Genomic DNA, 23,031 nt, shown 5'->3' with positions numbered 1-23,031 from the left:
CGCGTATAATTCCTTTCAAAACTTCTCGTAGAAATTCAAGAAATGTCTCCATGATTATCACCTCCTTTCAGATCAACAGATCTAGAAAGAAGTCTGACAACCAACCACCCTAACAATATTCAGTTACTTCTACATTTTACCACAACCTACAACACTACTAATCTATCAACTCTCGACAAAGTTCGCTATTTTACGGGTGGTGCCAGGCACCAGAACTTATAGCCAATATGAAAAAGATATTTTAACATAATTGACCAACCAGCACCTGCTGTTAACGAGCTTACGATGTGTGTTTTATAACGCAATATAACCAAGCTCCCATATGATTTTATTTAATGGATATGCTTGGTTATTATTGGATATAACTTTTCAACTATAGAAACATAAATAAAAAGCCCATCACCTATAACGGCAATGAGCAATCTGATTATTTTAAATCCCCTCTAATAAGAAAAAACGCATCGTTTCAATATGATTGATTACCATCCACATATCTATTCAATGTCAATATGATTATCCTTTGCCCACTGTTTTAGGGTTTCATAAAACTGTATTTCTAATTGTGTTCTCAATGTTTCATTTTTTATGCTTTCTATTAATCCTCGATTACTAATAGTGGTCGGTATGGCTACCCCTATACTACCAGTTTCATTATTGTCTACAACATGGATTTTTATGTCCTTCATTACTGAACAACCTCCTACACAAAATCAACCATATAAGTGAGTGGAAATCGAAAACAATCTAAAACTAAGAATAGGGATTAAGTATCTTGGTTCTCCCTTTTTGCTTATATTCTTTCCAAGCAAATTCAGCCCAATCCAGAATATCGTCAATTAAACGATTATCTTTTGATGCATATACTCCAACATAGTCATTTCCTGCATTGAAAGTCTCCCATCTTGTAACAAAATCCAGCAAATCAAAGTTATGAGCATCTTCGCTTGTTTGGAAAGGTACTAATTCAAAGTCACCATTCTGCTTTAAGATAAGCCTGTTATCGATAGTATCATTACCTTTACTAATTACATTCACCAGTTGCTGCCTTTTCACCATTATCTAACACTCCTCTCATATATCTAAGCGATCTCTTAATGTTGGCAATTTACTCATAATAATTCTTCTCAAACCGCCAGGTATACCGCCCATGTCGACAATATCACGTTTAGCTGTCCATCCAAGTTCTCTCTTAGCCTTTGAAGCGTCAGCATAGCATGAAGCAATATCACCTGGTCTGCGGTCTACGATTGCATAAGGAACTTCAATATCATTAGCTTCTTCAATAGCTCTCACTAATTCTAGTACACTCGTACCTTTACCGGTGAGCAAAATTTTGAGAAATATATATAGAAGTAGCCGTTACCTTGATCGTGGGCGGCTATTTCTTTTTGTATAGAAAAACGACAATAGCTACAACAAAAGTATGTGTAGCTATTAAAGCTAAACTGAATTAAGAAACTAGGTTTACAGCTTCAAATGTCGTCATCCTACCACCTCCCTTCTATAAAAGGAGATGGCCAACCGCCCACCATGGTATGTAGTTACAAAGTCTGTTATACTATCTCTTTAACAACAAACCTATTATTATCCATTCTTTCAACGATCTGCACTTTTTGAATACATCTCTTATAGATAAATCCACTTTTTCGTTCGAGAATGAGTAAGTGGATTTTCCCATCGGAATCTTGCAGTAGAGTATTACATATTACTTAATCCTCCTATTACGAATACCCAGAAAAGAATTTTCATGACAATCGTGATGATACCTAAGACAATAGCTGCTTTAGCCACACCTGTTTTAATGGGCTTATTCAGACCCGCCAAACCGAAAATAAAAGCTAAAAGTCCAAGTAGATAGGGTAAGAGCGGGATAAAATTTAATACAACGCCTATAATACCTAAAACCATTCCCGCCACTGCTAAACCATTACCTTCTATTACAACTCTCTGTACTGCTGGCTCACTCATTGGTACACCTCCTTTCTAATAAATGGATTTATAATTTCCAATATTCGACACTAATAATCATATTTCCTTCTTTTCATATACGGGTGGTGACTAGGCACCACAGATAATTCTCACGATAACGATTAGACTCCACATGCTTTTTCGTTTGATAGTACGTACTTTTAAACACACCTAAAACATCACACATTTGTTTAACAGAGTGATCATCTTTATGAGCATCGATGTCAGTGGTTAGTTAAGCAAGTGTTACTTCTTCACGATTATGGCCATAGCCTTTTTAAAAAATGTCATTCTCCTCCTGCAGCTTAAGCATTGCTTTTTCATCTTAGCAATTTCATCAGCTGTAACAGTGTCACCTTCTTCTGTTTGAATCTATAGAACTTCTTAATCCATGCATAAATAGTTACTTCAGAAACGCCATATTCGCTTCTTAAGTCTTTAGCTGAACTTCCAGAATTATAAAGATCTACTATCATTTTTTAAAATCTATAGTGTAACAAATCTATAGAAACTTAACTAAGGTGTGTCCATGAAACTATACTAGCATCATCCATCAATTTACGGGTGGTGACAGCGCACCAGGAATAACTAGAATCACAATTACATTTCATCAAAAAACGTCTTAATAACATCACCTAAAGGCTCACGTAAGGATTTTCTCATGTTTTTCATTAAATCTTTCATATGCCTTTGGTGAAACTTAAAAGATTCACTTTCATTATTTTTTTCAATAAAATCAATAAAATAAAGAAACAAGCTATCTTGAAATATAAGCGATTCTTCCACAAGCTTATAGCAGCTTTCTTTAGTCCTTACGTCTTTATGGTCTTCCCCTCTCACTGTTACAATCGATTCAAACAACTTCGTAAACACGAAGATTACATATAGCCGAATTAGCAAAGGATTATTATCCTTTTCATAGGTATAATTCGGTATATCTAAATAGTGATCAATAATTCCAAAATTACAATGCGCATATCGAGATAATACTTCATAAAAATCCGTAAAATATTTTTTATCTTTACCGAGTTTATACCCACTCGGCCCTGGTGGTTGCTTCCCTATTTCTGTTTGTTCTCTATCAACTATTATACCACCTTGCTTAACGATATATTTACGCAAAGTCAGTTGAATTGGATTTGAAATGAACTCATCGATCTCTTGTGGATGTTCCTGTAGATACCTAGTACTTAAATAATTTTCAAAGATACTTCTTAATAGAATCATAGCGTCTTCATTCAGACTTGAATGAAGTAATTTTTTTATACTAATTAAGGTTTTGGTACTTTTAGTAAATGAAAAATACTCGTAATCATCAACCATATTCACGTAATTATTTTCTATCTTATTTTGGTCAGTAACTCCATAGGGAAAACATGAGTATTCTACAAACTTTTTGGATTCAAAGATGAATTTGTTTAGCAATTTATCCGCTTTATTAATATATTGAGTTTCCATTTTAGCCTCCATATATTATTTTCTAGTTATAACCCTAACACACGCTCTAACAATTTACGGTTTTGACAGTACTGAATTTTTACATGTCTGACCTATTATTTAAAAAATTACCAAAACACGTCGCGCACGACGTAGAACATCCCTCTCCTTGAATAGATAATGAAGGAGAGAGGGAGATAGATTTGGGGAATAAAAATGAAGATTTCAATGTTTTATTTGGAAGGTTTGTAATAGAAGCAAGAACAAAGCTTGATATAACTCAAGAAAAGGCTGCTGATCTAGCAGAAGTTAGCTATAGAACTTACCAAAGAATTGAAGCTGGTGAATCCGAGCCTAAAAACTATACTATATATAAGTTGAGTCATGCTCTTCACATAAACATTCATCAGGTCTATGCGGAAATTAGAAACCGACTATCATAACTCCATTATAAATGATATTTCCCTTTGCACAATTAGAGGTGTTGTGTCATTGAAAAAATCAAAAAACATAAGAACAGTACACTCTTAACATTATGTATTATTAGAAATATTATAAAACAGTCAGCGTTATCAAAAAAATTTATCTAGATTCCATATACGACATACATTCCCATTCCTAAATCCCATCCTGTAGCATTGACTACTATCCCAATACCGTGTGAAGTTGGTTAATATCAGTAAACACACCATACCCTTATATCAAATCCCATGCTTTGATAATAGAAGGAGATTCCTAAATGAATACAGAGAAACGCATTAGATGCGCAAGATGCGGCAATTATTTTCACTACAGGGATAAAGTCTTCTTGGATTATATCTATACTATCATGCACCAGCATTGTTATAGACCCATAGATGTTATTATTGATAGTGGGACATATTTACAAATCCTTAAAAATAATCCCTGCTTTCAAGAGATGTTACCTTACCAGAGCTCAAATTGATATCTCTTTATAGAATGTCAAAAAGCATTCATTTTTGCATTTCTAGTACAATCTGGCAACATCCCTCAACAAGTTTAGTCTTATGTCGAGGGAGTACAACAGTTCATACTGATCCGTTTATTTTCCAGGCAAAAAGACTCTCAAATATAGCGAAATACAATTCTAACCTCTTCATATCTACCTTATCATCCATTATGGATAAAACTTTCAACTCTAATACCAAAACATAGCGGAATACGTAATAGACGGTTGTTATAGAAAGTAAAGCTGTCATTGAAAATCACCACCCAACCGACAAATCCCGTCAATTTACGGTGATACCAGGCACCAAAATAGGCCTCCTACCAAGGAATAATTAACCTAGAACCCTGAACATGGGTCATTGATAGAGTGATCTTCCTCTGTTTTATATGTAGTGGTATTCTTTCACCAAAATGGTTGCTCCAATTCGTTCACGGCTGGCACTGGAATTATCACCAACTTCCAGCTTATTTATTCTCCCTTCTCAATAAACGGTAGTTCCTCTATTCCTTGAAGAATATGATAAACTTCTTCAAGAATGCCATCAAAAGATATTATTTGTGTATTTGCAACATCAATTTCCCAATACTGGGTAGCATTTATAGATGAAACAAATGTCATTCCTTCGTTATTGACCGTGACCTCCCATGTTATATTCGGGAAATTTTCATGCTCCATAATGCCTTTAAATACTTTCATTAGTTCACTGTAAATCTTTTGAGATTCATTTTCATATCCTTTTGCAATTGCAATATTATAAGCTATTCCAAACTCAATCGAAGCATTGGCCTCAACTTCATCATGCATACACTCTATAGAATCATCATGATAAAAAGAACAATCACTTCCATAAACAGATGTAGCGGTTAAGTGTGAATCCCATTCAAATGATAATTTTGCCCGCACAAGATGAGGAGCTTTATTTTTCCCCAGAACACATGTGCATGAAAATTCTTTATCTAGCGAACTTATTTCTAATTTATTCTTTACGTTATGCGCCTTAAGTTCATTTGAAATTAAGGCAGTCATTAATTGATTTACGATCTGTTCGTATGTCAACACCATACACCACTCCATTTTATTTTTTACTCTTCCATAGACTTCTGTTAATCATTCTTCTTACTTATTTATATCACATTTCTGCTATTACACAGGAGAATTATTGACACTTATGTAAGTAAAACAAGAACTTCCATACAACAGCACCACTCATATTAGTTATAGAGCAACTTTAATTGGGTGCAAGTGAATCGCACCCATATTTCTCCTCAAATTCAAAATCAAACTCTCCATTTTGAACTACAGAATCAAAGACTTCTCGCTTTGTTTCATCCAAGACTCTTACGTACGATAATGTTGCTTCAGGAGATCTATGTGCCATTATATCTTGAACTGTGAGAAGGTCTGCTCCGCCACTTAACATTTTCAAAGCGAAGGTATGGCGAAATTGGTGCGTTCTAAAATGAAACAATCGTTCAGATTCATCTTTAATCTGATTACGTTTAGCAAGTTCTCCTAAATGTGCTCGGATATAGGTTTGATTAATTGTCTGTCCTTTACGTGGCCCTTTAGTTTTAACAAACAAATAACCTTCTGGGTTAAAGTATGATTTGTTAATTTCAATAATAGATTCTACTATCCTAACCAAATGATGATCAATTGGGATACGATGCCCTTTGATTTTACTCTTCCGGATATTTGCCTCCAACCAGTATTGGTTATCAAGTTTAATAATGCAGTCGCTTTTTAATGTTAGTATATCCGATATCCTCAATCCTGTTTTGAAAGCTATCATAATAACTGCTCTAACATCAGGGCGTAAATCATGGATATGTTTGAACAGTTGTTTTAATACAAAGTCTGGAATAAAATCTATTTGATGAATCGACTTTCTCTTTTGTCTTGGAATATCTTCTGGGAATAGCAAGTTTCTCACATCTATCCTGGGAGCAATTTTATAACCATAGCGCTGCATATCTGATAGAAACTTCTCTATTATTACAAGATTTTTTGCAACAAGCGCTTCTGGATTATTAGATTTTCCCCCTTTAGGATTCGTTATATAAGCATGTAAGTATTCAATAAATTTAACAATATGGTTTCGCTTTAATCCCTTTATGTTCTTCCAATTAGGTTCTAGCTTATGTAGGAAATGGAAAAACCGAGTAAGGGTTGTTATATAGTTCTTCGCCGTACCCCATGCAAATTTGTGTTTACTAAGTAACCTTTGCTTAAAGTAATTCTTTACTTCATTTCGAATCCTTGGAATCTCAATCCTAGAAAAATCAATTGTGTATTCGGAAATTGTTTTATTATATTCAATCCCATACACCTTATATAAGTTACGAACGTCCCACCTATCTTTCTTCCATTCTTCACGTTGCTTTGGTATCCTTCGTGGCTTAGGCTGCTCCAGTTTTGCGAATTTAGCAAGTTCCGAATATACCACTCTCATAATCGATGCGACAGATGTGTGAAATACAACATCATTATGTGGTGGTTGCCGTCTCTTCAATCGTTTTGTCTTAAGTCCTTTCTTTTGTAACCAATCAATATATTCCTTTTCATCCTCGTTAATATTTAGATGAAGAAATGACATTAAGCCCTTTTTATTTTCATTTATAAACTCTGTTAGACGCCTTATTGGATTCTGAATAGATTGGAACATTGTTGTTAACTTCCATTGATTATTAAATAGACGGTTAAAGAAAATATACTTTACTTCTAGATTTAACGAGGGCTCTTCCAGCTGGAATTTAATATTTTTTCTAATTGTCGGGCTACTATCAACCATCAGTTTAAATTGATTGACCCCGCGTATTTTGTCTAGTCCCCATTTATTATTATCTAAAAAATACGTATCATCCCTCTCTTGAAAGGATACATCCCCATCTCTAGATATTATCTGGGCAGGAAATGATGACATATCCTGCTTTAACTCATTATGAAAATTAGAAATAAATAGCGTACTTGGTTTTCTTTGCATCCATTCTCCTCCTCGAGTTAAATATAATTTATTATTTTAATCAACGATTAAAATAATATACTCTTAGTTAACAATAGATTTTTACCTGCACTATTTCCTTTCATAGAACACCCTAAATACCTATCAATGCACTGAACATAAAATCATTACCGTTGATAATCTCCTCGCTCACTGTGACCTTCTCCTTGCCGATCTTGATAAAAAACTCACTCATTCTCTTTTCCTCCCATGGCCCGGCAAGGAGCCGCAGAGGGAAAAAAGATACAAAAAAAGACCGGACAATAGCTTTCCTGAATAAATATCAGGATTAACCATTGTCCGGCCATTAGGTAGTTCACCACGACTCCGTTGCTCGGTACAAAATATTTAAAATCCAAGGAACACAAAAACCTGGTAATCGCCTCTAAAAAAAAAGAAGCGACTATCCGGCCTGGGTAATTCCTTTGATTCCTCGCTCGGTATAATCGTGGTATGAACTTTTAAAACAAAGTAAAAAAGACCGGATACTATCATCTAAATCGATAGTATCCGGCCCTTAAGGTAGCTCGGTGACTTTATTATTCACTGGCTCCATATCGTCTCGGTATAGCTTTTCCACTTAACAATGTAAATTCATTTGTATCTAAATCTATTTCCCACACCCTTTTACATCTTTGGCATTTGGATTGAACTAATCCTTTTGCTCCTTGTACCTTATCTAAAAGTCTATTACTACAGACGGGGCACTCTACTCTTTTAATATTGGTTTTACTTGTCATTTATTTTCCTCCCACTGTGATGCTGAAAAAAGACATCTGTTAAATTTTATATGCAACTACATATTTACATTTTATATAAGAACGTATGTTCTGTATAGAGTTAAAACTACGAAAAAATGTAGTTGAAACTAGAATACTTGGTCACAACAGGCTAAAATTGCTTTCAAAACACAACTTTCATGGAAACAAAAAAAGAGCCGGATAACCATTAGTTTAGTTCCTAACAGTTATCCGGCACTTAAGGTAGCTCATTAGGCTCCTTCTCGTCTCGGTATAGCTTTTCCACTTATTAATTTAAATTCATCTGTTCTTAAATTAACCTGCCACACATGCTTACTTTTAGTACATTTCACATGAACTCTACCAGATGCATCAGTTTCCTTATCCATTAGCCTTTGTCCACATGCAGGGCACTCTACTCTTTTTACATTTATATCCCTTATCATAAATTTTCCTCCTAGTCACGTTTGATATTATACATTTCCAGTAGTTCACTAAAGGTTATTTCCATGCCCTGCTGTTCTAAGCTTTCAATCTTGTTGTAAAAGAGCTTTCTAAGCATTTTTTCCTTTAACTCTTTTGGTCCCAACTCCAGAGCTCGATGGCAATTTGGACAGAGTGCCACAATGTTACTCGGGTTATCTATGTTGTTATCAAACCGATTGTATTCTCTAATCGGGATTAAATGATGACCTTCCACATACGGCTTACCGTTATTTGCTATAAAAGTAAAATGGCCAGGGTCGAATTCACATTGATATTCAGCATTCTTTAATGCTTCTCGCACTGCTAGCACATTTCGTCGAGGCATAGCTTTTTTAGGTGACTTTACCTCTATAAAATTTGTATCTCCTGTTTCCTTGTTTTGTACGATTATGTCAGGTTGATACATTTCCTGCTCGACATATGCTACGTGATCCAAGCTTTTGTAATTTAAGATACTTTCAATAAAAGATTCATATGCAAAGCCATTCATTATTCCCTCTAATTCACTATAAGCAAGCATGATCATCTTAAAATCATTTAAAAACGATTCCTCATCAGGCATGTTGGAAATATCATAATATGTACCTATGATATGACCTTTTTCATAAGAAGCTGCAAGGGGACTATCAAGCTCTAAATCAATTTCTTCCAAATTTAACCGAAGATTGATGGTTCTTAGCTCATTTTTAAGGTAATCAGTAACCTCTTGCATCTTTTCTTTTGCTTCACTATTAAATTGCTCCTGATAATAGACATACCCTTGGTTTAAGGATAAATAAAATCCTTTTCCATTGTTTTTAAATAGATAAGTAACAAAGAACCCTTTTTGCGTACTTTCCGTAATATTCCTTAACATAAATGAAATCCATGGAATTTTAGCCCATGCACCTTTCCCAACACTTCCATAAGCTTTATATTCTTCAGGGCTTAAGTTTGCCGATTCAAGTAATTTCTGCGGTAGTTCATTTCTTATAACGTTCCCTATTTTATGCTTTGTAAAAGTTTCCTTTACAGCATTCGGATAATTTTCACAAACGTTAAAGAACATATCTAAAAGTTCTGTTTTATTTTTCGGAACAGGTTCGTCCTGCTCAGAAAAAATAGATGTGAAGTCAAACACTTTATTAAATTCCTTTGATATATTCAGGAACTTAATCAATACTGTTGAATCAGCTTTTTGCTTTCCTGATTCTATTTTTGAAAGTGCGGGAACGTTAAGATCTAATTGTTTAGCCAAATCAACTTGTTTAATATTGTGATTATCCCTGTAAGATTTAATAATTGGACCGATATTTGGGATTTCCATTTACGTCACCTTCTTTCTATATTGGAATTATACGCCTTTAAACAATCATGGGTCAAGCGTTACTTTCTAAAATAGAAAGTTTAATATTTGATGAAATAAGTTTTATAACGACTCAGAAAGAACGTATGTTCTTTTTTATGCAAAAAAAAGATACCCGCCGAGCAATTGCCCAACGGGTATTTGTACCTTAATAAGGTAAAAAGGAACTATATAATAAACAATACCTTAATCTCTGCTAAATAAATCCCTAGTATATACCTTATCCTCAACTTCACGTAAATCATCAGATAATCGATTCGCAACAATAACATCTGATACTCTCTTAAACTCTTCGAAGTTATTAATCACTCTAGAATTATAGAATGTATCATCTTGAAGCGCTGGCTCATACACAACGACTTCAATGCCCTTAGCTTTTATGCGCTTCATAACCCCTTGAATAGCAGATTGTCTAAAGTTATCAGAATCCATTTTCATCGTAAGACGGTAGATTCCTACAACTTTAGGCCTTCTTTTGATAATCATTTCAGCAACATGATCTTTTCTTGTTCTGTTGGCATCCACTATTGCTGCCATGATATTATTTGGAACATCTTCATAATTAGCCAATAGCTGCTTTGTATCTTTAGGAAGGCAGTAACCACCGTATCCAAATGAAGGATTATTATAGTGTGTACCTATTCGCGGATCTAGTCCAACACCATCGATAATCTGTTTAGTATCTAATCCTCTTACTTCCGCATAAGAGTCTAGCTCATTAAAGAAAGCAACTCTCATTGCTAAGTAAGTATTTGCAAAAAGTTTAATAGCTTCTGCTTCTGTTGAATTAGTAAACAAGACATCTATATTTTCTTTTAAAGCACCTTCAACTAATAAATCAGCAAAAACTTTTGCTCTTTCAGACTGTTCCCCAACAACAATTCTTGAAGGATACAAGTTATCATATAATGCTTTACCTTCTCGTAAAAACTCTGGTGAAAAGATTATATTTTCGGTCTCAAATTTTTCTCGTACTGCTTCTGTATAACCTACCGGAACTGTAGACTTAATGACCATCACTGCATCTGGGTTAATAGATAAAACATTGGCAATAACAGCCTCCACAGTTCTAGTATTAAAATAATTTTTTTCCGGGTCATAGTTTGTAGGTGTAGAAATAATTACGTACTCTGCATCTTTAAATGCTTTATAATTGTCCGTTGTAGCGGTTAAGTTCAATTCTTTTGATGCTAGAAAGTCTTCAATCTCATTATCTATTATAGGAGACCTTTTATTATTAAGCATATCTACTTTTTCTTGTATGATATCTAATGCTATTACTTCATTATGTTGAGCTAGTAATATAGCATTTGATAACCCCACATATCCTGTTCCGGCTATTGTAATTTTCATCTAACTATTACCTCTTCCCTCTAATAAATATTAGTAAGGTGATTTAAATGTTATACTGTTTCTCAAAATAATTCTGATATTCTCCACTTAAGATTTGCTCCCACCAGTCCTGATTATCTAAGTACCATTGTATGGTTTGTGCAATTCCGGTATCAAATGTGTAAGTAGGTTTCCAACCCAAATTTTCAAGTTTCGTAGGGTCTATTGCATAACGTTTATCGTGACCTAGTCGATCTTTAACAAATTCAATTAACTCTTCGGATTTACCTAAAGTTTTTATTATCGTTTTAACTACTTCTAAGTTGGTCCGTTCATTATGGCCACCTACGTTATAAACTTCACCATTTACACCTTCATGTAGTACTAAATCTATCGCTGCACAGTGATCAATCACATGTAACCAATCTCGGATGTTTTTTCCGTCACCATAAACAGGCACCTTTTGTCCATTTAACACCCGTGAAATTGTTAAAGGAATCAATTTTTCAGGAAAATGGTATGGCCCGTAGTTATTCGAACAGCGAGTAATATTTACTGGTAACCCATAAGTTTCATTATACGCACGTACTAATAAATCTGATGATGCTTTACTTGCACTATATGGACTATTGGGCTGTAGCGGAGTCTCTTCTGTAAAAAATGTAGTAGGATCAAAATCTAACTCGCCATATACTTCATCTGTTGACACGTGAACAAATTTTTTAACATCAACTGCTCTTGATGCATCTAATAAAACTTGTGTACCGACTACATTCGTTTGCACAAAAACCCCTGGATCTGTAATGGAGCGGTCAACATGGCTTTCGGCAGCAAAATGAACAACGTAGTCAAATTTTTCTTTCCCAAAAATCCCCATTATTGTTTCACGATCAGCAATGTCTGCTCTAACAAAGTGATAATTATCTTTTGCTTCAATATGTTTGTGCTTTATTAAATCCCCAGCATAGGTTAATAAATCTAAATTATAAATGTCATATTGGGGATACTTGTCCACTAAATATTGAACAAAGTTACCACCGATAAACCCGGCACCACCTGTAACAAGAATTTTTTTTCGTGTCACTTATTTCACCTCTTGTGCTAATTCATTTAAATAATGTTTTAAAGCATCCTGCCACTTTGGTAATGGGTCGAACCCATTATCAACCAGTTTTTGTTTTGACATGCGTGAGTTTTTTGGTCTCACAGCACGTGTTGGATATTCTTCAGTCGAAATTGAATTTACTGTAACATCTTTTTTAGTTTGTTGAAAGATTTCAGAAGCAAACTCTGCCCATGTACAAAAACCTTCGTTTGATGCATGGTATACGCCATACTTTTCCGTTTGAATCATATCAATTAATAATCGTGCTAAATCAAATGTATACGTTGGTGAACCATATTGATCTCCGACAACATTTAGTTCATTACGAGTCTCAGACAATCTAAGCATTGTTCTTATAAAGTTATGTCCATTTATTCCGAATACCCATGAAATACGAACGATAAAATGCTCATCAAGTAAATCTTTTAGAATCTTTTCTCCTTCATATTTCGTTAAACCATAATACCCGACTGGATTAGGTATGTCTGCCTCTGTAAATGGACTTTCACCCTTACCGTCAAAAACATAATCAGTACTAATATACATAAGTTTTGCATTTACTTTATTAGCTGCTATAGCAATAAATTTTGTCCCTAGTACATTTACATCCCAACATGTTTCTTTATCATCCTCGGCTTTATCAACTGCTGTATATGCAGCACAATGAATGATTACATCAGGATTTGCTTTTTGTACATATTGATATACTTCTGCTTCATTAGTAATGTCTAAATCTTCTCTTCCTATTCCTAGCATACTAATTCCGCGGTTTTTACCTTCCCGTACAACATCATAACCAAGTTGACCAGTGTAACCAGTTACTAAAACCTTCATAATACACTACTCTCCATAATTAAAATTATTTTCAGCATCTTTTAGTTGAGGAGCTTTTTGATCTTTTTCTGAAAGAATAGGAGTTATATCAATAGGCCACTCAATACCAATTTGAGGATCATTCCAAATAATTCCTCGATCATTTTCTGGTGAGTAAAGCTCATCTACTTTATACTGCACCTCAACATTATCTGCTAAAGTTATAAACGCATGTGCAAATCCTTTTGGAACTAATAATTGTTTTTTGTTTTCAGCAGATAATTCAATTCCAAACCATTTCCTAAAAGTAGGGCTATTTTTCCTAATATCTACAGCCACATCAAATATTGCACCTTGTGTACAACGTACCAACTTTGTCTGTGCTTTAGGATTTAATTGATAATGCAATCCTCTTAATGTACCTTTAGATGCAGAAAATGAATGATTATCCTGAACAAAATTTATATCTACTCCCGCTTCCAAGAACTTGGCTTCACTATAAGTTTCCATAAACCAACCTCTATGATCTCCAAATACTTTTGGTTCAAACACCAAAACACCTTCTAAATGGGTTTTTATAACGTTCATACTCCACCTCCGTATTTAATACTTAATCTCTCCGTTTGCAACTTTTAATAAATATTGCCCGTATCCAGTTTTTGAAAATAACTCTCCAGATTCAATTAATTGTTCTTTTCCAATCCATCCATTTATATATGCAACTTCTTCAGGTGCAGCAATTTTTATGCCTTGATGCTCTTCTACAGTTTTAACAAAGTTAGTTGCTTCAACTAAACTTTGGTGTGTACCAGTGTCTAACCATGTATATCCACGTCCTAAAAGTTCAACTTTCAAGTCTCCTGCATTTAAATATGCTTCATTAATTGATGTAATTTCTAATTCTCCACGTTCTGATGGTCTTACGTTTTTTGCAATATCTATGACACGATTATCATAGAAGTACAAACCAGTAATCGCATAATTTGACTTAGGAAGTTCAGGTTTTTCTTCAACACTTATCACTTTACCGCTTTTATCGAATTCTACCACTCCAAAACGTTGAGGATCTTGTACATGATAGCCAAAAACTGTAGCACCACTTTCTTTATTTGCTGCGCGTTGAAGGATCTTTCTCATTCCACTTCCATAATAGATATTATCACCTAATATCATGGCGACAGAACTCTTGTCAATAAACTCTTCACCAATTAAAAAAGCCTGGGCTAATCCATCCGGGCTCGATTGTACTTTATATTTAAGATTTATTCCAAACTGTGAACCGTCTCCTAGCAATTCCTCAAAACGTGGAGTATCTTCCGGAGTTGAAATAATTAATATCTCTTTAATTCCTGCAAGCATCAGGGTTGATAGCGGATAGTAAATCATGGGTTTATCATATACTGGTAATAATTGTTTACTTGTTACAAGAGTTAAGGGGTATAAACGAGTACCACTACCTCCTGCTAGAATAATCCCTTTCATAAAAATTACTCCTTTCTACTTTCCTCCTGGCTAAATTAATTATCTTTCACAAAAAGCCAAGGATAATCTGCAATTAATTCCTCACTATTGTATGACTTCTATAGTTTTCAATATATTAAGCATTCAATAGTGTTTAAAGTCTATTACTACCCCTGTAAACAAAGAAAACTCTCAAGACCTCTGCAACAATTGTTGAAACAATAGCCCCATAAATGCCTATCAATGGGATTGTTATGAAGTTTATTAGAATATTGCTTACAGCTGCAATTGTGCTACTAGTTGCAATTACTTTCGTCTTTTTTGAATAAAAAAGCTTTGCTGCTGGTATAAAATAAAATCCTTTTACAATTTGACCAATCAGTAAGAAGGGAATTAGCGAAACTGCACCATTGTACTGGTTTGATGCAAAAAAATTCAAAGCGTACATAGCAACTGGAATTGAAGTTATTCCAAAAATGAGAACAATGTAAGAGAATGCTTTAAGTAGTCTTTTGGCCTTAATTTCATTGCCCTCTTTAAGTAAACTTACATACCTTGGTACTAAAGCGTTATTTACGCTAGTATAAAATAATGCTAATACCATTGACACTTGTGCAGCTAATGCATATATGCCCAAGTCTTCTATACTTATAAATTTCTCCAAAATAATCCTGTCAGAAGAACTAATAATCCAAACACTTGCAACATGTGGTAGTAATGGTAGACTAAATAATAAACTTTGTTTTATATATAATGAATTTAACGAAAATTTAATTAACTTAAACTGCCATCCAAATGTAAACAAAACAACTATAAAAGTAACTATTAATTGTGAGATTAACGCACCTTCAGCTCCAAGACCTTTTCCGATTATAAGATAAACTGTTAACCCCATTATTAATAACGCCTTAATGATATTAACTGACACAAATAATCCAGCCTTTTCTTGTGCTCGAAAAAGAGCTAAAGGTAATGCTAATAATGCAGAAAGCCACGATAATCCTATAAGATAGGAATAGAACGGGTTTATAGGAATATTTTTAAATAATAAAGACCCTATAGAATCACTAAAAAAATACAAAATCAAGGCTATAATTGTGGAGAAACATAAGACAAATGTAAAAATAGAACCTAAAAACTCTTTTTGTTTTTGAGGTTCCTCCAAGAAGTCATAAAAGAAACGCGTTACCGCACCATTTAAGGAAAGTAACAAGAATAATTGCAGCATGCCGACTAATGTTTGAACTGTTGTCATTATTCCGTATTCAGCTGGACTTAGATAACCTGTATAAATTGGAAGTAAAATAAATCCAATCATGGGAGTCATCATTGAGCCAACTGTATAGAGAATTGAGTTTTTAATAAACTTATTTTTAAGTACACTATTAATTAATATGCTCATATATTTGTCTCTTCCCTAATCTTTTAACTCACTATGCAAAAAGTAACAATACTATTATTCTCATTGAAAACAATAATTCATTTATTAATTACTGTGATAATAATAATATAAAATTGCTATAGGGTTATTAACTAGAAAGCAATGCCTCCGCTATTTTAAAATCTACAGCATCATCAATATCAATAGAGTTTTCCTTTGACATGATCATAGCATAACACCCTTCTTTATAAATGCTATCTGTAGTCATTAAATACTCATTCTTAACAATATAAATGGCTCCATTAATCCGATAATAAGAAGGCAAAGCTTGACGAGGAGTACTTACTAAATCTTGATTCAAAAAGTTTTTTAGAGAATGGTCTCCTGGTAATGTGTTACACCACAATGGTGAGTGATCAACTTCACAAACTGAAATTACTGCATTTGCATTTTTAGACTGCATCAACTTATACCCATTTACAATATCCTGGGCCTTTCTAAGTGGTGATGTAGGCTGAAGTAGAGCTGCTGTTTCAAATTCATTTCCCATTTCCTTAAAACTTTCTATTGTATGTTTAACAACATCCCAAGATGAAGCTGTATCCGAAGATAACACCTCACCTCTTAAAAATGGTACACTTGCTCCCCAATCTTGAGCAATTTGTGCATATTCCTTAGAATCAGTTGATACAAATATTTCATCAAATAAATCTGTATCTCTAGCAGCTTTGATTGTGTAGGCAAGTAGTGGTTTGCCTTTTAAGTCTTTAATATTTTTGTCTTTCAATCCTTTTGATCCGCTTCTAGCTGGAATAATGGCAATATTCTTCACTTACCTCACCTCACAATCATAAAATTTCTTTTTCAATGTTATTCGGTTATTCAATAAAAATTCCATTATAATTGTAACTATCTTTTCTGAAGTGTTACCTGAACCATATGGATTCACTGTGCTCCTAGCTTTATGCCGAAACTCACTAGATAAAGCAATTTTAAGAGACTCATTTATACCCTCTACTGTAGGTTCACAATTAATAACACTTTCTGCCAGTAATCTGCCTTTTTGCCGATCGCCTATGTTAATTGTAGGAATTCCAAAGCTAGGTGCTTCTAGAAGTCCACTTGATGAATTCCCAATCACTACAGTACAATATTTTAAAGCACTGAGATATCTTGTCATTCCTAATGAAGTAAACGCTATAGCATTTTCATTTTCTTCTAAGTAAGCATCAATCATATCATTAATAATCCGTCCATTTGTATCTGCATTTGCCTTTGTAAAGATAAATTTCATATCTTGGTATTTTTTACACACATTTAATAATTCTTGAAACTGCACTGCTGACTGATTATTCTCTAATGTCACAGGGTGAAAAGTGACCATTGCATACGGTTTATCTAACTTAAACTTAATAGATGACTCAAGTTCATTTTTGTCCAATAATCTTTGTTTTAATATATTCTCTACTCCGACAGCTCCAACGGTAAATACCCTCTCAGGCTGTTCTCCTAATTGGATAACACGACTTCGATATTTTTCTGTACTTGTAAAATGTAAATAACTCAACTTCGTAATAGCATGACGAATAGACTCATCAACAGCTCCTTCTGTAGTTTCTCCGCCATAAAGATGAGTAATCGGAATTCTTTCATTCATAGCTGACATACAAACTGCAAGGGTTTCATATCTATCTCCAAGTACGATAAGCATATCAGGTTTTAACCTGTTAAAATAATCGGCGAAGCTTATCATCGCTAAACCCATAGATTTTGATATGGCTGCGGGAGTGTCTGCACTTAATAGCATTTCAATTTTCTCATCAATCACAAAGCCGTCTTTTTCAATTTCTCTATAAGTCAAACCAAATTCCGGTGATAAGTGTGCACCCGTAACAACTATACGGACATCAAATTCAGCTACTGTATTTAATTTTGAAATGATTGGTTTTAAAAGTCCATATTCAGCTCTAGTAGCAGTCAGTATACTTATTTTTTTCATAATTCAATCATCTCATCTTCTTCAAAGTCACGGATAGCTGGACTTCCTATAACCTCCAACCATTTCATAGGGCTAATTCCATTCCCAGGTCTTTTTACAGTTAGATTTTCCTCTGTAAAAATCTCACCTTTTTTAATTGGACGATTCGCAATAATACTTTTTCTCGCAATCGTCATATTCTTTCTCTCAGAATCTACTGGTTTTTTTTCACTAGTTCCTATTGCAACTTCCACATTTCTAATAGCACTTACCATTGCCTTTAGTTCATTTGGCTCTAAGCTAGCCTTATGGTCTGGTCCTTCCATGTTTCGATCAAGGGTAAAATGTTTCTCAACCACTGTTGCTCCCATAGCAACCGCAGCGATTGGGACTTCAATTCCTTTAGTATGATCGGAATACCCGACTGCAACTCCAAATTCTTTTTCGATTGATTTCATAGCCAATAAATTAACATCTGTAAAAGGGGTAGGATACTCCGTCGTACAGTGAAGTACCGTTATTTCTCCTGAGCCATTTTCTTTTAGTGCACGTAAAGCTGCACGAATATCCCCCATAGTACTCATCCCAGTTGAAAGGATCACAGGTTTGGATAACTTAGCTATTTTAACAAGATAAGGTAGATTTGTTATATCTCCAGAAGGAATTTTCCATGTTTGCATACTTAAGCTATTTAAGAAATCAATACTATCAAAGTCAAATGCTGTAGAGAGAAATTCAATCTTCTGAGACTTACAATATTCACTTAGTTCAACAAATTCATCAAAAGACAATTCAAGCTTTTTTAACATTTCTAACTGACTTTCATTAGAATCTGTCTGTTGTTTTTGATATTCTGCTTTTACAGCATTTTTAGATGCGATATTTTTTGCTACAAAGGTTTGAAATTTTATGCAGTCGGCACCTGCATGCTTGGCGCTATCTACTAATTTTTTTGCCAATTCCAAGCTACCATTATGGTTAACGCCAGCTTCCGCTATAATGTATACGCTCATTTATTTTAAACCTCCTTACATGGGTGACCATAAGCGATGATATTACTACCAATATCACACAAAACTACACTACCCATTCCAATTAATGTCTTTGAACCTACTTTTATTTGCTGCTTAATGACACTTCTGGCTCCAATATGTGTTCCTGCCCCAATATGAACGTCCCCACAAAGAACACTGCCTGGCGCAATGTGCGCAAACTCCTCTACAATACAATCATGCTCAATTAGAACGGATGTGTTAATAATTGCTCCTTTATGGATGGTGGATCCAGCGTTCACTACCGCATTTTTCCCTATATAAATACCCTTTTTTAACCTACTATGCCGACTCACAACAGCTGTAGGATCAACAATATTCGGTATCTCGAAACCTATCTTTTCTAGGACTGTAAAAAGTTTAATACGAAGATTAGGGTTCCCAAGGCTACCAACCGTTACAAACGCATGAGTGAAGCCTTCTTCTTGATAAAGTCTAGGTAAATCGTCGTCACAACCGATAATCGGAACACCTAGGATCTCCTTCCCGGCGCTATCATCTTTGTCAATGATTCCGATTTCGGCATACTCGTTTGTTTCAAGAAGGGCATCTAATACAGACTTACAATGGCCTCCTCCACCTACCAAAAGGATTTTTTTACTCATCACGCTCTAACCTTTTTCTCATCTTTTCCATTTCATCGATTTGACCCATGTCAAGCCAAGCATGCTCACTAATTGGATAAACCCCGATCTTTTCTCCTGCACCCTTATATTTTTCAATAATTTCAGGGAAGCCAATCGATGTGTTATCCTCTAGCTCATCAATGACTTTTGGCTCAACGATATACATTCCCGTATTTGTAAAGAAAGAGAATTCAGGTTTTTCCTTCATTTCCTCGATTTCACCCGTTTCATTTATTTCAATGACACCGTAAGGAATTCGGATGTGTTTAAGTGAACATACCATTGTCACGAGATTGTTTTCTTTTTTATGGTAATCATAAATCTTTTCGTAATCTTCTTCGATCAGAATGTCGCAGTTTGTTAAGATAAATGTGGACTTAATTTTTCCTTTTAGTAAGCTTAATCCCCCGCCTGTGCCTAATGGCTGATCTTCATCCGCATAATTCATTTCATACGTCTTGTCAATCTCATTAAAATAAGCCTTAATCATATTTTTCTTATGATTCACAATGAGGTGGAACTGGTTAGACCCATAGTCATGAAAACGATTGATGATATGCTCTGCAATTGGGATTTCTCCAATTGGGATAAGCGGTTTCGGAAGAATCTTCGTATAAGGATATAATCTTGTTCCTAGTCCACCCGCCATAATCACAACTGGTGCATCAAGGTTTTTAGGCTTTGTAATTTCGTCATCATTCCAAAACACGATTGATACAATGTCCTTGTCCTCGTTTACAACAGGTAGTGCCTCAATTGAAAGGTCACGCATGATATCTTTGGCAGCCAGTTTATCTTTTTCAGGGATAAATTTTGGGTTGTAGTTCGCGATTTCCTTTACTTTAGCTTCAAGATTCCCCTTTTTCAGGATCCACCTTCGAATATCTCCATCCGTAATTGCCGCAACAAACTTCCCATTTTTTTCAACAAACAGAACCTTCTTGGCTATTTTATCTAACAATGCCATTGCCACAAGCATTGTGGCTTCTTCGTCAATTAAAAAATCTTTTACATTCAATTTTATCCACATCCTTACAAACTGTACTGATTACGCTTCTGGATTTTTCAAGCACTCAACCACGTATTGAACATCTTCTACAGTTAAGTTTGAACTGCATGGAATATTCACAACGTGCTTTAAGTAGTTTTTCGCTTTTTCAATTTTGTAGGTCTGACTTCCTTCATATGGCTTTTGATCGCTAATAAGTCCCCAGATTGGTCTACACTGTACCTTTTTTGAACCTAAGTAAGAAATCATTTTGTCTATATCTATTGGATACTTGTCATCAACATATAATCCATAGAACCAATGATTACTTCGAATGTTTGGCTCAAAATCCAAAATCGAAAGTCCTTCAATTCCCTCAGTCATTTCCTTATAAAGCTTAAAGTTATCTGCTTTTGTTTGAATGAATGTCTCCAGTTGTTCTAATTGAGCTAACCCCATTGCAGCTTGAACATTTGTCATTCGGTAGTTATAGCCGATTTCATCATGTGTATAGTAAAGCTCATCGCTCTTTGCTTGCGTGGCAAGATGCTTTGCTTTTTTCAATAGCTCTTCATCGTTGGAAACCATCATTCCACCACCACCAGTGGTGATGATTTTATTCCCATTATAAGAGTAAACACCAATAGTCCCAATCGTACCAGCAAATCTGTTCGCGTATGGGCCGTCAGTATAATAGGTTCCAAGAGCCTCAGTTGCATCTTCAATCACCTTTAGATTGAATTTCAATGCAGTCTCCATGATTTTTTCCATGTTCGCCATATTGCCGAATACATGTACGACAACAAGGGCTTTAATATGTTTCTTCGTTGTATTGTTAATAAGCTTACCATCAATAAAATTGCATTGCGCCTCGCAAAATTCGTTCAGCTTGTCCGCATCCATACAAAGAGAGTCATCACAATCCATAAAGATTGGTTCAGCCCCAATATATTTTACTGGATTGACAGCAGCAATAAACGTTAGCGTCGGTACAATCACTTCATCTTCTCTGGTCACACCGCAAATTTGAAGAGCTAAATGTAAACCAGACGTTCCGTTCTGAACAGAAACCGCACCTTTTGCCTTCACATATTCTGCTGTCTTCTCTTCAAAATCAGTTACATAAGATCCACCTGTTGAAACCCATTCTGTCTCAATAGCATGTGTTACATATTCTAATTCTTTCCCTTTTAAATTAGGTACAGATAGAGGGATAAATTTTTGGCTCATTTGTTCCGCTCCTATATGTTATAAATATCCGTTTTGTATTTATCTAAATTATGTTTAAAGAAGTCAATTGTTTCTGCTAGTCCTTGCTCGAACGTGTATTTTGGCGCCCAGTTTGTCAAAGCCCTAATTTTTTCATTAGATCCTAACAATCTGTTTACCTCACTGTTTTCAGGGCGTAAACGTTGGTCATCCGTCACAATTTTAGCATTCGGATTGATTTGTCTGATCAACTCTTCTGCAAGCTGACCGATTGAAATTTCATCTTGTGTCGCAATGTTAATTTCTTCACCAATCGTATTTTCAGCCTTGGCAATTTCAAGAAAACCATTTGCTGTATCTTTTACAAAGTTAAAGTCCCTTGTTGGTGTTAATGAACCAAGTTCGATTTCTTCTTTCCCAGCAAGTAATTGAGTAATAATCGTAGGAATAACAGCACGTGCAGATTGACGTGGTCCATACGTATTAAATGGACGAACAATTGTAATTGGCATGTCAAAGCTACGGTAAAAAGATTCAGCTAAACGATCCGCACCTATTTTTGTTGCAGAGTATGGGGATTGTCCTTGATATGGGTGTCTTTCATCAATCGGTACATACTGAGCAGTTCCATAGACTTCAGAAGTTGATGTAACAAGCACTCTAGAAGTATTTAATTCCCTAGCTGCTTGTAGAACATTTAAAGTTCCTTTAATATTTGTATCAACATATGTGTCTGGAGAATGGTAGCTGAACGGAATAGCGATAAGAGCCGCTAGATGGTATACATCATCCATCCCTTTCATTGCCTCTTTTACACCATTTGGATCCCTAATATCCCCTGTAAATACTTCTACCTCATTCATTATCTCTTTAGGTAGAGTATCAAGCCAACCCCAAGAATTAAATGAGTTATAATAAGCAAATGCTTTAACTTTATTTCCCTGTTTTACTAATTCTTCAGTTAGATGACTTCCTATAAAGCCATCGGCTCCTGTTATCAATACTTTTTTCATTTTATACCCTCCACATTAATTCGATAGCATTTAATATTAAACTTAGATTGTAAATATCTAAAGGTTAAATCCGTTATTTGATCACTACTAATGATTATTAAATATTTATTCGATATAGCTAATAAA

The 23,031-nt window shown here is 34.8% G+C and carries 24 protein-coding genes and 1 pseudogene; 1 reads left to right on the top strand and 24 read right to left on the bottom strand.

Translation table 11 applies throughout. From position 1 onward, the window contains the following. Positions 1–494 precede the first annotated feature (494 nt). The 5 genes and pseudogenes from NYQ66_RS02555 to NYQ66_RS02535 form a co-directional block, all read right to left on the bottom strand. The gene (locus NYQ66_RS02555; RefSeq protein ID WP_259866528.1) at positions 495–686 is read right to left on the bottom strand and encodes a hypothetical protein; all 192 of its coding nucleotides are present in this window, start codon (positions 684–686) and stop codon (positions 495–497) included. A 64-nt stretch (positions 687–750) separates the two neighbouring features. Further along, positions 751–1,056, bottom strand: a complete 306-nt coding sequence (locus NYQ66_RS02550) for a hypothetical protein (RefSeq protein ID WP_259866525.1) — start codon at positions 1,054–1,056, stop codon at positions 751–753. A 49-nt stretch (positions 1,057–1,105) separates the two neighbouring features. Continuing rightward, positions 1,106–1,323 (bottom strand): annotated as a pseudogene (locus NYQ66_RS02545) (GDP-mannose 4,6-dehydratase); the annotation flags it as partial. A gap of 375 nt (positions 1,324–1,698) precedes the next feature. Then, positions 1,699–1,968 carry a DUF4190 domain-containing protein gene (locus tag NYQ66_RS02540; RefSeq protein ID WP_259866523.1) on the bottom strand — a complete coding sequence of 90 codons (270 nt, stop codon included), beginning with the start codon at positions 1,966–1,968 and terminating at the stop codon, positions 1,699–1,701. Between the two features lie 600 nt (positions 1,969–2,568). Beyond that, the gene (locus tag NYQ66_RS02535) at positions 2,569–3,426 is read right to left on the bottom strand and encodes a DUF5677 domain-containing protein (protein WP_259866521.1); all 858 of its coding nucleotides are present in this window, start codon (positions 3,424–3,426) and stop codon (positions 2,569–2,571) included. A gap of 182 nt (positions 3,427–3,608) precedes the next feature. Between NYQ66_RS02535 and NYQ66_RS02530 the strand changes: the two genes are divergently transcribed. Next, entirely contained in the window at positions 3,609–3,848 is a 240-nt protein-coding gene (locus tag NYQ66_RS02530) for a helix-turn-helix transcriptional regulator (protein ID WP_259866519.1), read from the top strand. A 606-nt stretch (positions 3,849–4,454) separates the two neighbouring features. On the opposite strand, the gene NYQ66_RS02525 is transcribed toward NYQ66_RS02530, so the two are convergent. The 19 genes from NYQ66_RS02525 to NYQ66_RS02435 form a co-directional block, all read right to left on the bottom strand. Beyond that, a complete protein-coding gene (locus tag NYQ66_RS02525) occupies positions 4,455–4,625 on the bottom strand; it encodes a hypothetical protein (protein ID WP_259866518.1) in 171 nt (56 codons plus the stop codon). A 218-nt stretch (positions 4,626–4,843) separates the two neighbouring features. Continuing rightward, complete coding sequence (locus NYQ66_RS02520) at positions 4,844–5,434, bottom strand: hypothetical protein (RefSeq protein ID WP_259866516.1); 591 nt, start codon at positions 5,432–5,434, stop codon at positions 4,844–4,846. Positions 5,435–5,603: 169 nt separating this feature from the next. Continuing rightward, positions 5,604–7,358 carry a tyrosine-type recombinase/integrase gene (locus NYQ66_RS02515; RefSeq protein ID WP_259866514.1) on the bottom strand — a complete coding sequence of 585 codons (1,755 nt, stop codon included), beginning with the start codon at positions 7,356–7,358 and terminating at the stop codon, positions 5,604–5,606. A gap of 557 nt (positions 7,359–7,915) precedes the next feature. Next, positions 7,916–8,116 (bottom strand): hypothetical protein, encoded by a 201-nt coding sequence (locus tag NYQ66_RS02510; protein ID WP_259866512.1) that lies wholly within the window; start codon positions 8,114–8,116, stop codon positions 7,916–7,918. A gap of 251 nt (positions 8,117–8,367) precedes the next feature. Further along, positions 8,368–8,562 (bottom strand): hypothetical protein, encoded by a 195-nt coding sequence (locus tag NYQ66_RS02505; protein ID WP_259866510.1) that lies wholly within the window; start codon positions 8,560–8,562, stop codon positions 8,368–8,370. Positions 8,563–8,573: 11 nt separating this feature from the next. Further along, complete coding sequence (locus tag NYQ66_RS02500; protein ID WP_259866508.1) at positions 8,574–9,908, bottom strand: MrcB family domain-containing protein; 1,335 nt, start codon at positions 9,906–9,908, stop codon at positions 8,574–8,576. A 225-nt stretch (positions 9,909–10,133) separates the two neighbouring features. Beyond that, positions 10,134–11,300 carry a nucleotide sugar dehydrogenase gene (locus tag NYQ66_RS02495; RefSeq protein ID WP_259866506.1) on the bottom strand — a complete coding sequence of 389 codons (1,167 nt, stop codon included), beginning with the start codon at positions 11,298–11,300 and terminating at the stop codon, positions 10,134–10,136. A gap of 43 nt (positions 11,301–11,343) precedes the next feature. After that, positions 11,344–12,363: a dTDP-glucose 4,6-dehydratase gene (gene rfbB / locus NYQ66_RS02490; RefSeq protein WP_259866504.1), complete on the bottom strand. Its 1,020-nt coding sequence runs from the start codon at positions 12,361–12,363 to the stop codon at positions 11,344–11,346. Beyond that, positions 12,364–13,218, bottom strand: a complete 855-nt coding sequence (gene rfbD, locus NYQ66_RS02485) for a dTDP-4-dehydrorhamnose reductase (RefSeq protein ID WP_259866502.1) — start codon at positions 13,216–13,218, stop codon at positions 12,364–12,366. 6 nt (positions 13,219–13,224) lie between these two features. After that, positions 13,225–13,785, bottom strand: coding sequence for a dTDP-4-dehydrorhamnose 3,5-epimerase (gene rfbC / locus NYQ66_RS02480; RefSeq protein ID WP_259866500.1), 561 nt, complete (start codon positions 13,783–13,785; stop codon positions 13,225–13,227). 15 nt (positions 13,786–13,800) lie between these two features. After that, positions 13,801–14,679, bottom strand: coding sequence for a glucose-1-phosphate thymidylyltransferase RfbA (rfbA, locus tag NYQ66_RS02475; RefSeq protein ID WP_259866499.1), 879 nt, complete (start codon positions 14,677–14,679; stop codon positions 13,801–13,803). Between the two features lie 133 nt (positions 14,680–14,812). After that, positions 14,813–16,060, bottom strand: coding sequence for a lipopolysaccharide biosynthesis protein (locus NYQ66_RS02470; RefSeq protein WP_259866497.1), 1,248 nt, complete (start codon positions 16,058–16,060; stop codon positions 14,813–14,815). Between the two features lie 127 nt (positions 16,061–16,187). Further along, a complete protein-coding gene (locus tag NYQ66_RS02465; RefSeq protein ID WP_259866495.1) occupies positions 16,188–16,871 on the bottom strand; it encodes an acylneuraminate cytidylyltransferase family protein in 684 nt (227 codons plus the stop codon). Next, positions 16,872–18,038, bottom strand: coding sequence for a UDP-N-acetylglucosamine 2-epimerase (neuC, locus tag NYQ66_RS02460; RefSeq protein WP_259866493.1), 1,167 nt, complete (start codon positions 18,036–18,038; stop codon positions 16,872–16,874). Then, positions 18,035–19,030 (bottom strand): N-acetylneuraminate synthase, encoded by a 996-nt coding sequence (gene neuB / locus NYQ66_RS02455; RefSeq protein ID WP_259866492.1) that lies wholly within the window; start codon positions 19,028–19,030, stop codon positions 18,035–18,037. Before neuB ends, neuC begins: the two co-directional genes overlap by 4 nt. Before the next feature lie 5 nt (positions 19,031–19,035). Further along, complete coding sequence (locus tag NYQ66_RS02450; RefSeq protein WP_259866490.1) at positions 19,036–19,674, bottom strand: acetyltransferase; 639 nt, start codon at positions 19,672–19,674, stop codon at positions 19,036–19,038. Then, entirely contained in the window at positions 19,667–20,713 is a 1,047-nt protein-coding gene (locus tag NYQ66_RS02445; RefSeq protein WP_259866488.1) for a sugar phosphate nucleotidyltransferase, read from the bottom strand. Before NYQ66_RS02445 ends, NYQ66_RS02450 begins: the two co-directional genes overlap by 8 nt. Before the next feature lie 30 nt (positions 20,714–20,743). Continuing rightward, positions 20,744–21,913 carry a LegC family aminotransferase gene (locus NYQ66_RS02440; RefSeq protein ID WP_259866486.1) on the bottom strand — a complete coding sequence of 390 codons (1,170 nt, stop codon included), beginning with the start codon at positions 21,911–21,913 and terminating at the stop codon, positions 20,744–20,746. Positions 21,914–21,924: 11 nt separating this feature from the next. After that, the gene (locus NYQ66_RS02435) at positions 21,925–22,905 is read right to left on the bottom strand and encodes an NAD-dependent 4,6-dehydratase LegB (RefSeq protein ID WP_259866484.1); all 981 of its coding nucleotides are present in this window, start codon (positions 22,903–22,905) and stop codon (positions 21,925–21,927) included. Between the last annotated feature and the right edge of the window lie 126 nt (positions 22,906–23,031).

Source organism: Aquibacillus koreensis (assembly GCF_025154055.1).
Lineage (GTDB): Bacteria > Bacillota > Bacilli > Bacillales > Amphibacillaceae > Aquibacillus_C > Aquibacillus_C koreensis.
This window is presented reverse-complemented; position numbering and strand designations above follow the sequence as displayed.

Coding starts and splice junctions, on each gene's coding strand:
- NYQ66_RS02435 (WP_259866484.1), bottom strand. CDS start 22,905: ATGAAAAAAGTATTGATAACAGGAGCCGATGGCTTTATAGGAAGTCAT.
- NYQ66_RS02510 (WP_259866512.1), bottom strand. CDS start 8,116: ATGACAAGTAAAACCAATATTAAAAGAGTAGAGTGCCCCGTCTGTAGT.
- rfbD (WP_259866502.1), bottom strand. CDS start 13,218: ATGAAGGTTTTAGTAACTGGTTACACTGGTCAACTTGGTTATGATGTT.
- NYQ66_RS02540 (WP_259866523.1), bottom strand. CDS start 1,968: ATGAGTGAGCCAGCAGTACAGAGAGTTGTAATAGAAGGTAATGGTTTA.
- NYQ66_RS02535 (WP_259866521.1), bottom strand. CDS start 3,426: ATGGAAACTCAATATATTAATAAAGCGGATAAATTGCTAAACAAATTC.
- neuC (WP_259866493.1), bottom strand. CDS start 18,038: ATGAAAAAAATAAGTATACTGACTGCTACTAGAGCTGAATATGGACTT.
- NYQ66_RS02470 (WP_259866497.1), bottom strand. CDS start 16,060: ATGAGCATATTAATTAATAGTGTACTTAAAAATAAGTTTATTAAAAAC.
- rfbC (WP_259866500.1), bottom strand. CDS start 13,785: ATGAACGTTATAAAAACCCATTTAGAAGGTGTTTTGGTGTTTGAACCA.
- NYQ66_RS02500 (WP_259866508.1), bottom strand. CDS start 9,908: ATGGAAATCCCAAATATCGGTCCAATTATTAAATCTTACAGGGATAAT.
- NYQ66_RS02450 (WP_259866490.1), bottom strand. CDS start 19,674: ATGAGTAAAAAAATCCTTTTGGTAGGTGGAGGAGGCCATTGTAAGTCT.
- NYQ66_RS02440 (WP_259866486.1), bottom strand. CDS start 21,913: ATGAGCCAAAAATTTATCCCTCTATCTGTACCTAATTTAAAAGGGAAA.
- NYQ66_RS02515 (WP_259866514.1), bottom strand. CDS start 7,358: ATGCAAAGAAAACCAAGTACGCTATTTATTTCTAATTTTCATAATGAG.
- NYQ66_RS02550 (WP_259866525.1), bottom strand. CDS start 1,056: ATGGTGAAAAGGCAGCAACTGGTGAATGTAATTAGTAAAGGTAATGAT.
- NYQ66_RS02495 (WP_259866506.1), bottom strand. CDS start 11,300: ATGAAAATTACAATAGCCGGAACAGGATATGTGGGGTTATCAAATGCT.
- NYQ66_RS02525 (WP_259866518.1), bottom strand. CDS start 4,625: ATGACAGCTTTACTTTCTATAACAACCGTCTATTACGTATTCCGCTAT.
- NYQ66_RS02555 (WP_259866528.1), bottom strand. CDS start 686: ATGAAGGACATAAAAATCCATGTTGTAGACAATAATGAAACTGGTAGT.
- neuB (WP_259866492.1), bottom strand. CDS start 19,030: ATGAGCGTATACATTATAGCGGAAGCTGGCGTTAACCATAATGGTAGC.
- NYQ66_RS02505 (WP_259866510.1), bottom strand. CDS start 8,562: ATGATAAGGGATATAAATGTAAAAAGAGTAGAGTGCCCTGCATGTGGA.
- rfbA (WP_259866499.1), bottom strand. CDS start 14,679: ATGAAAGGGATTATTCTAGCAGGAGGTAGTGGTACTCGTTTATACCCC.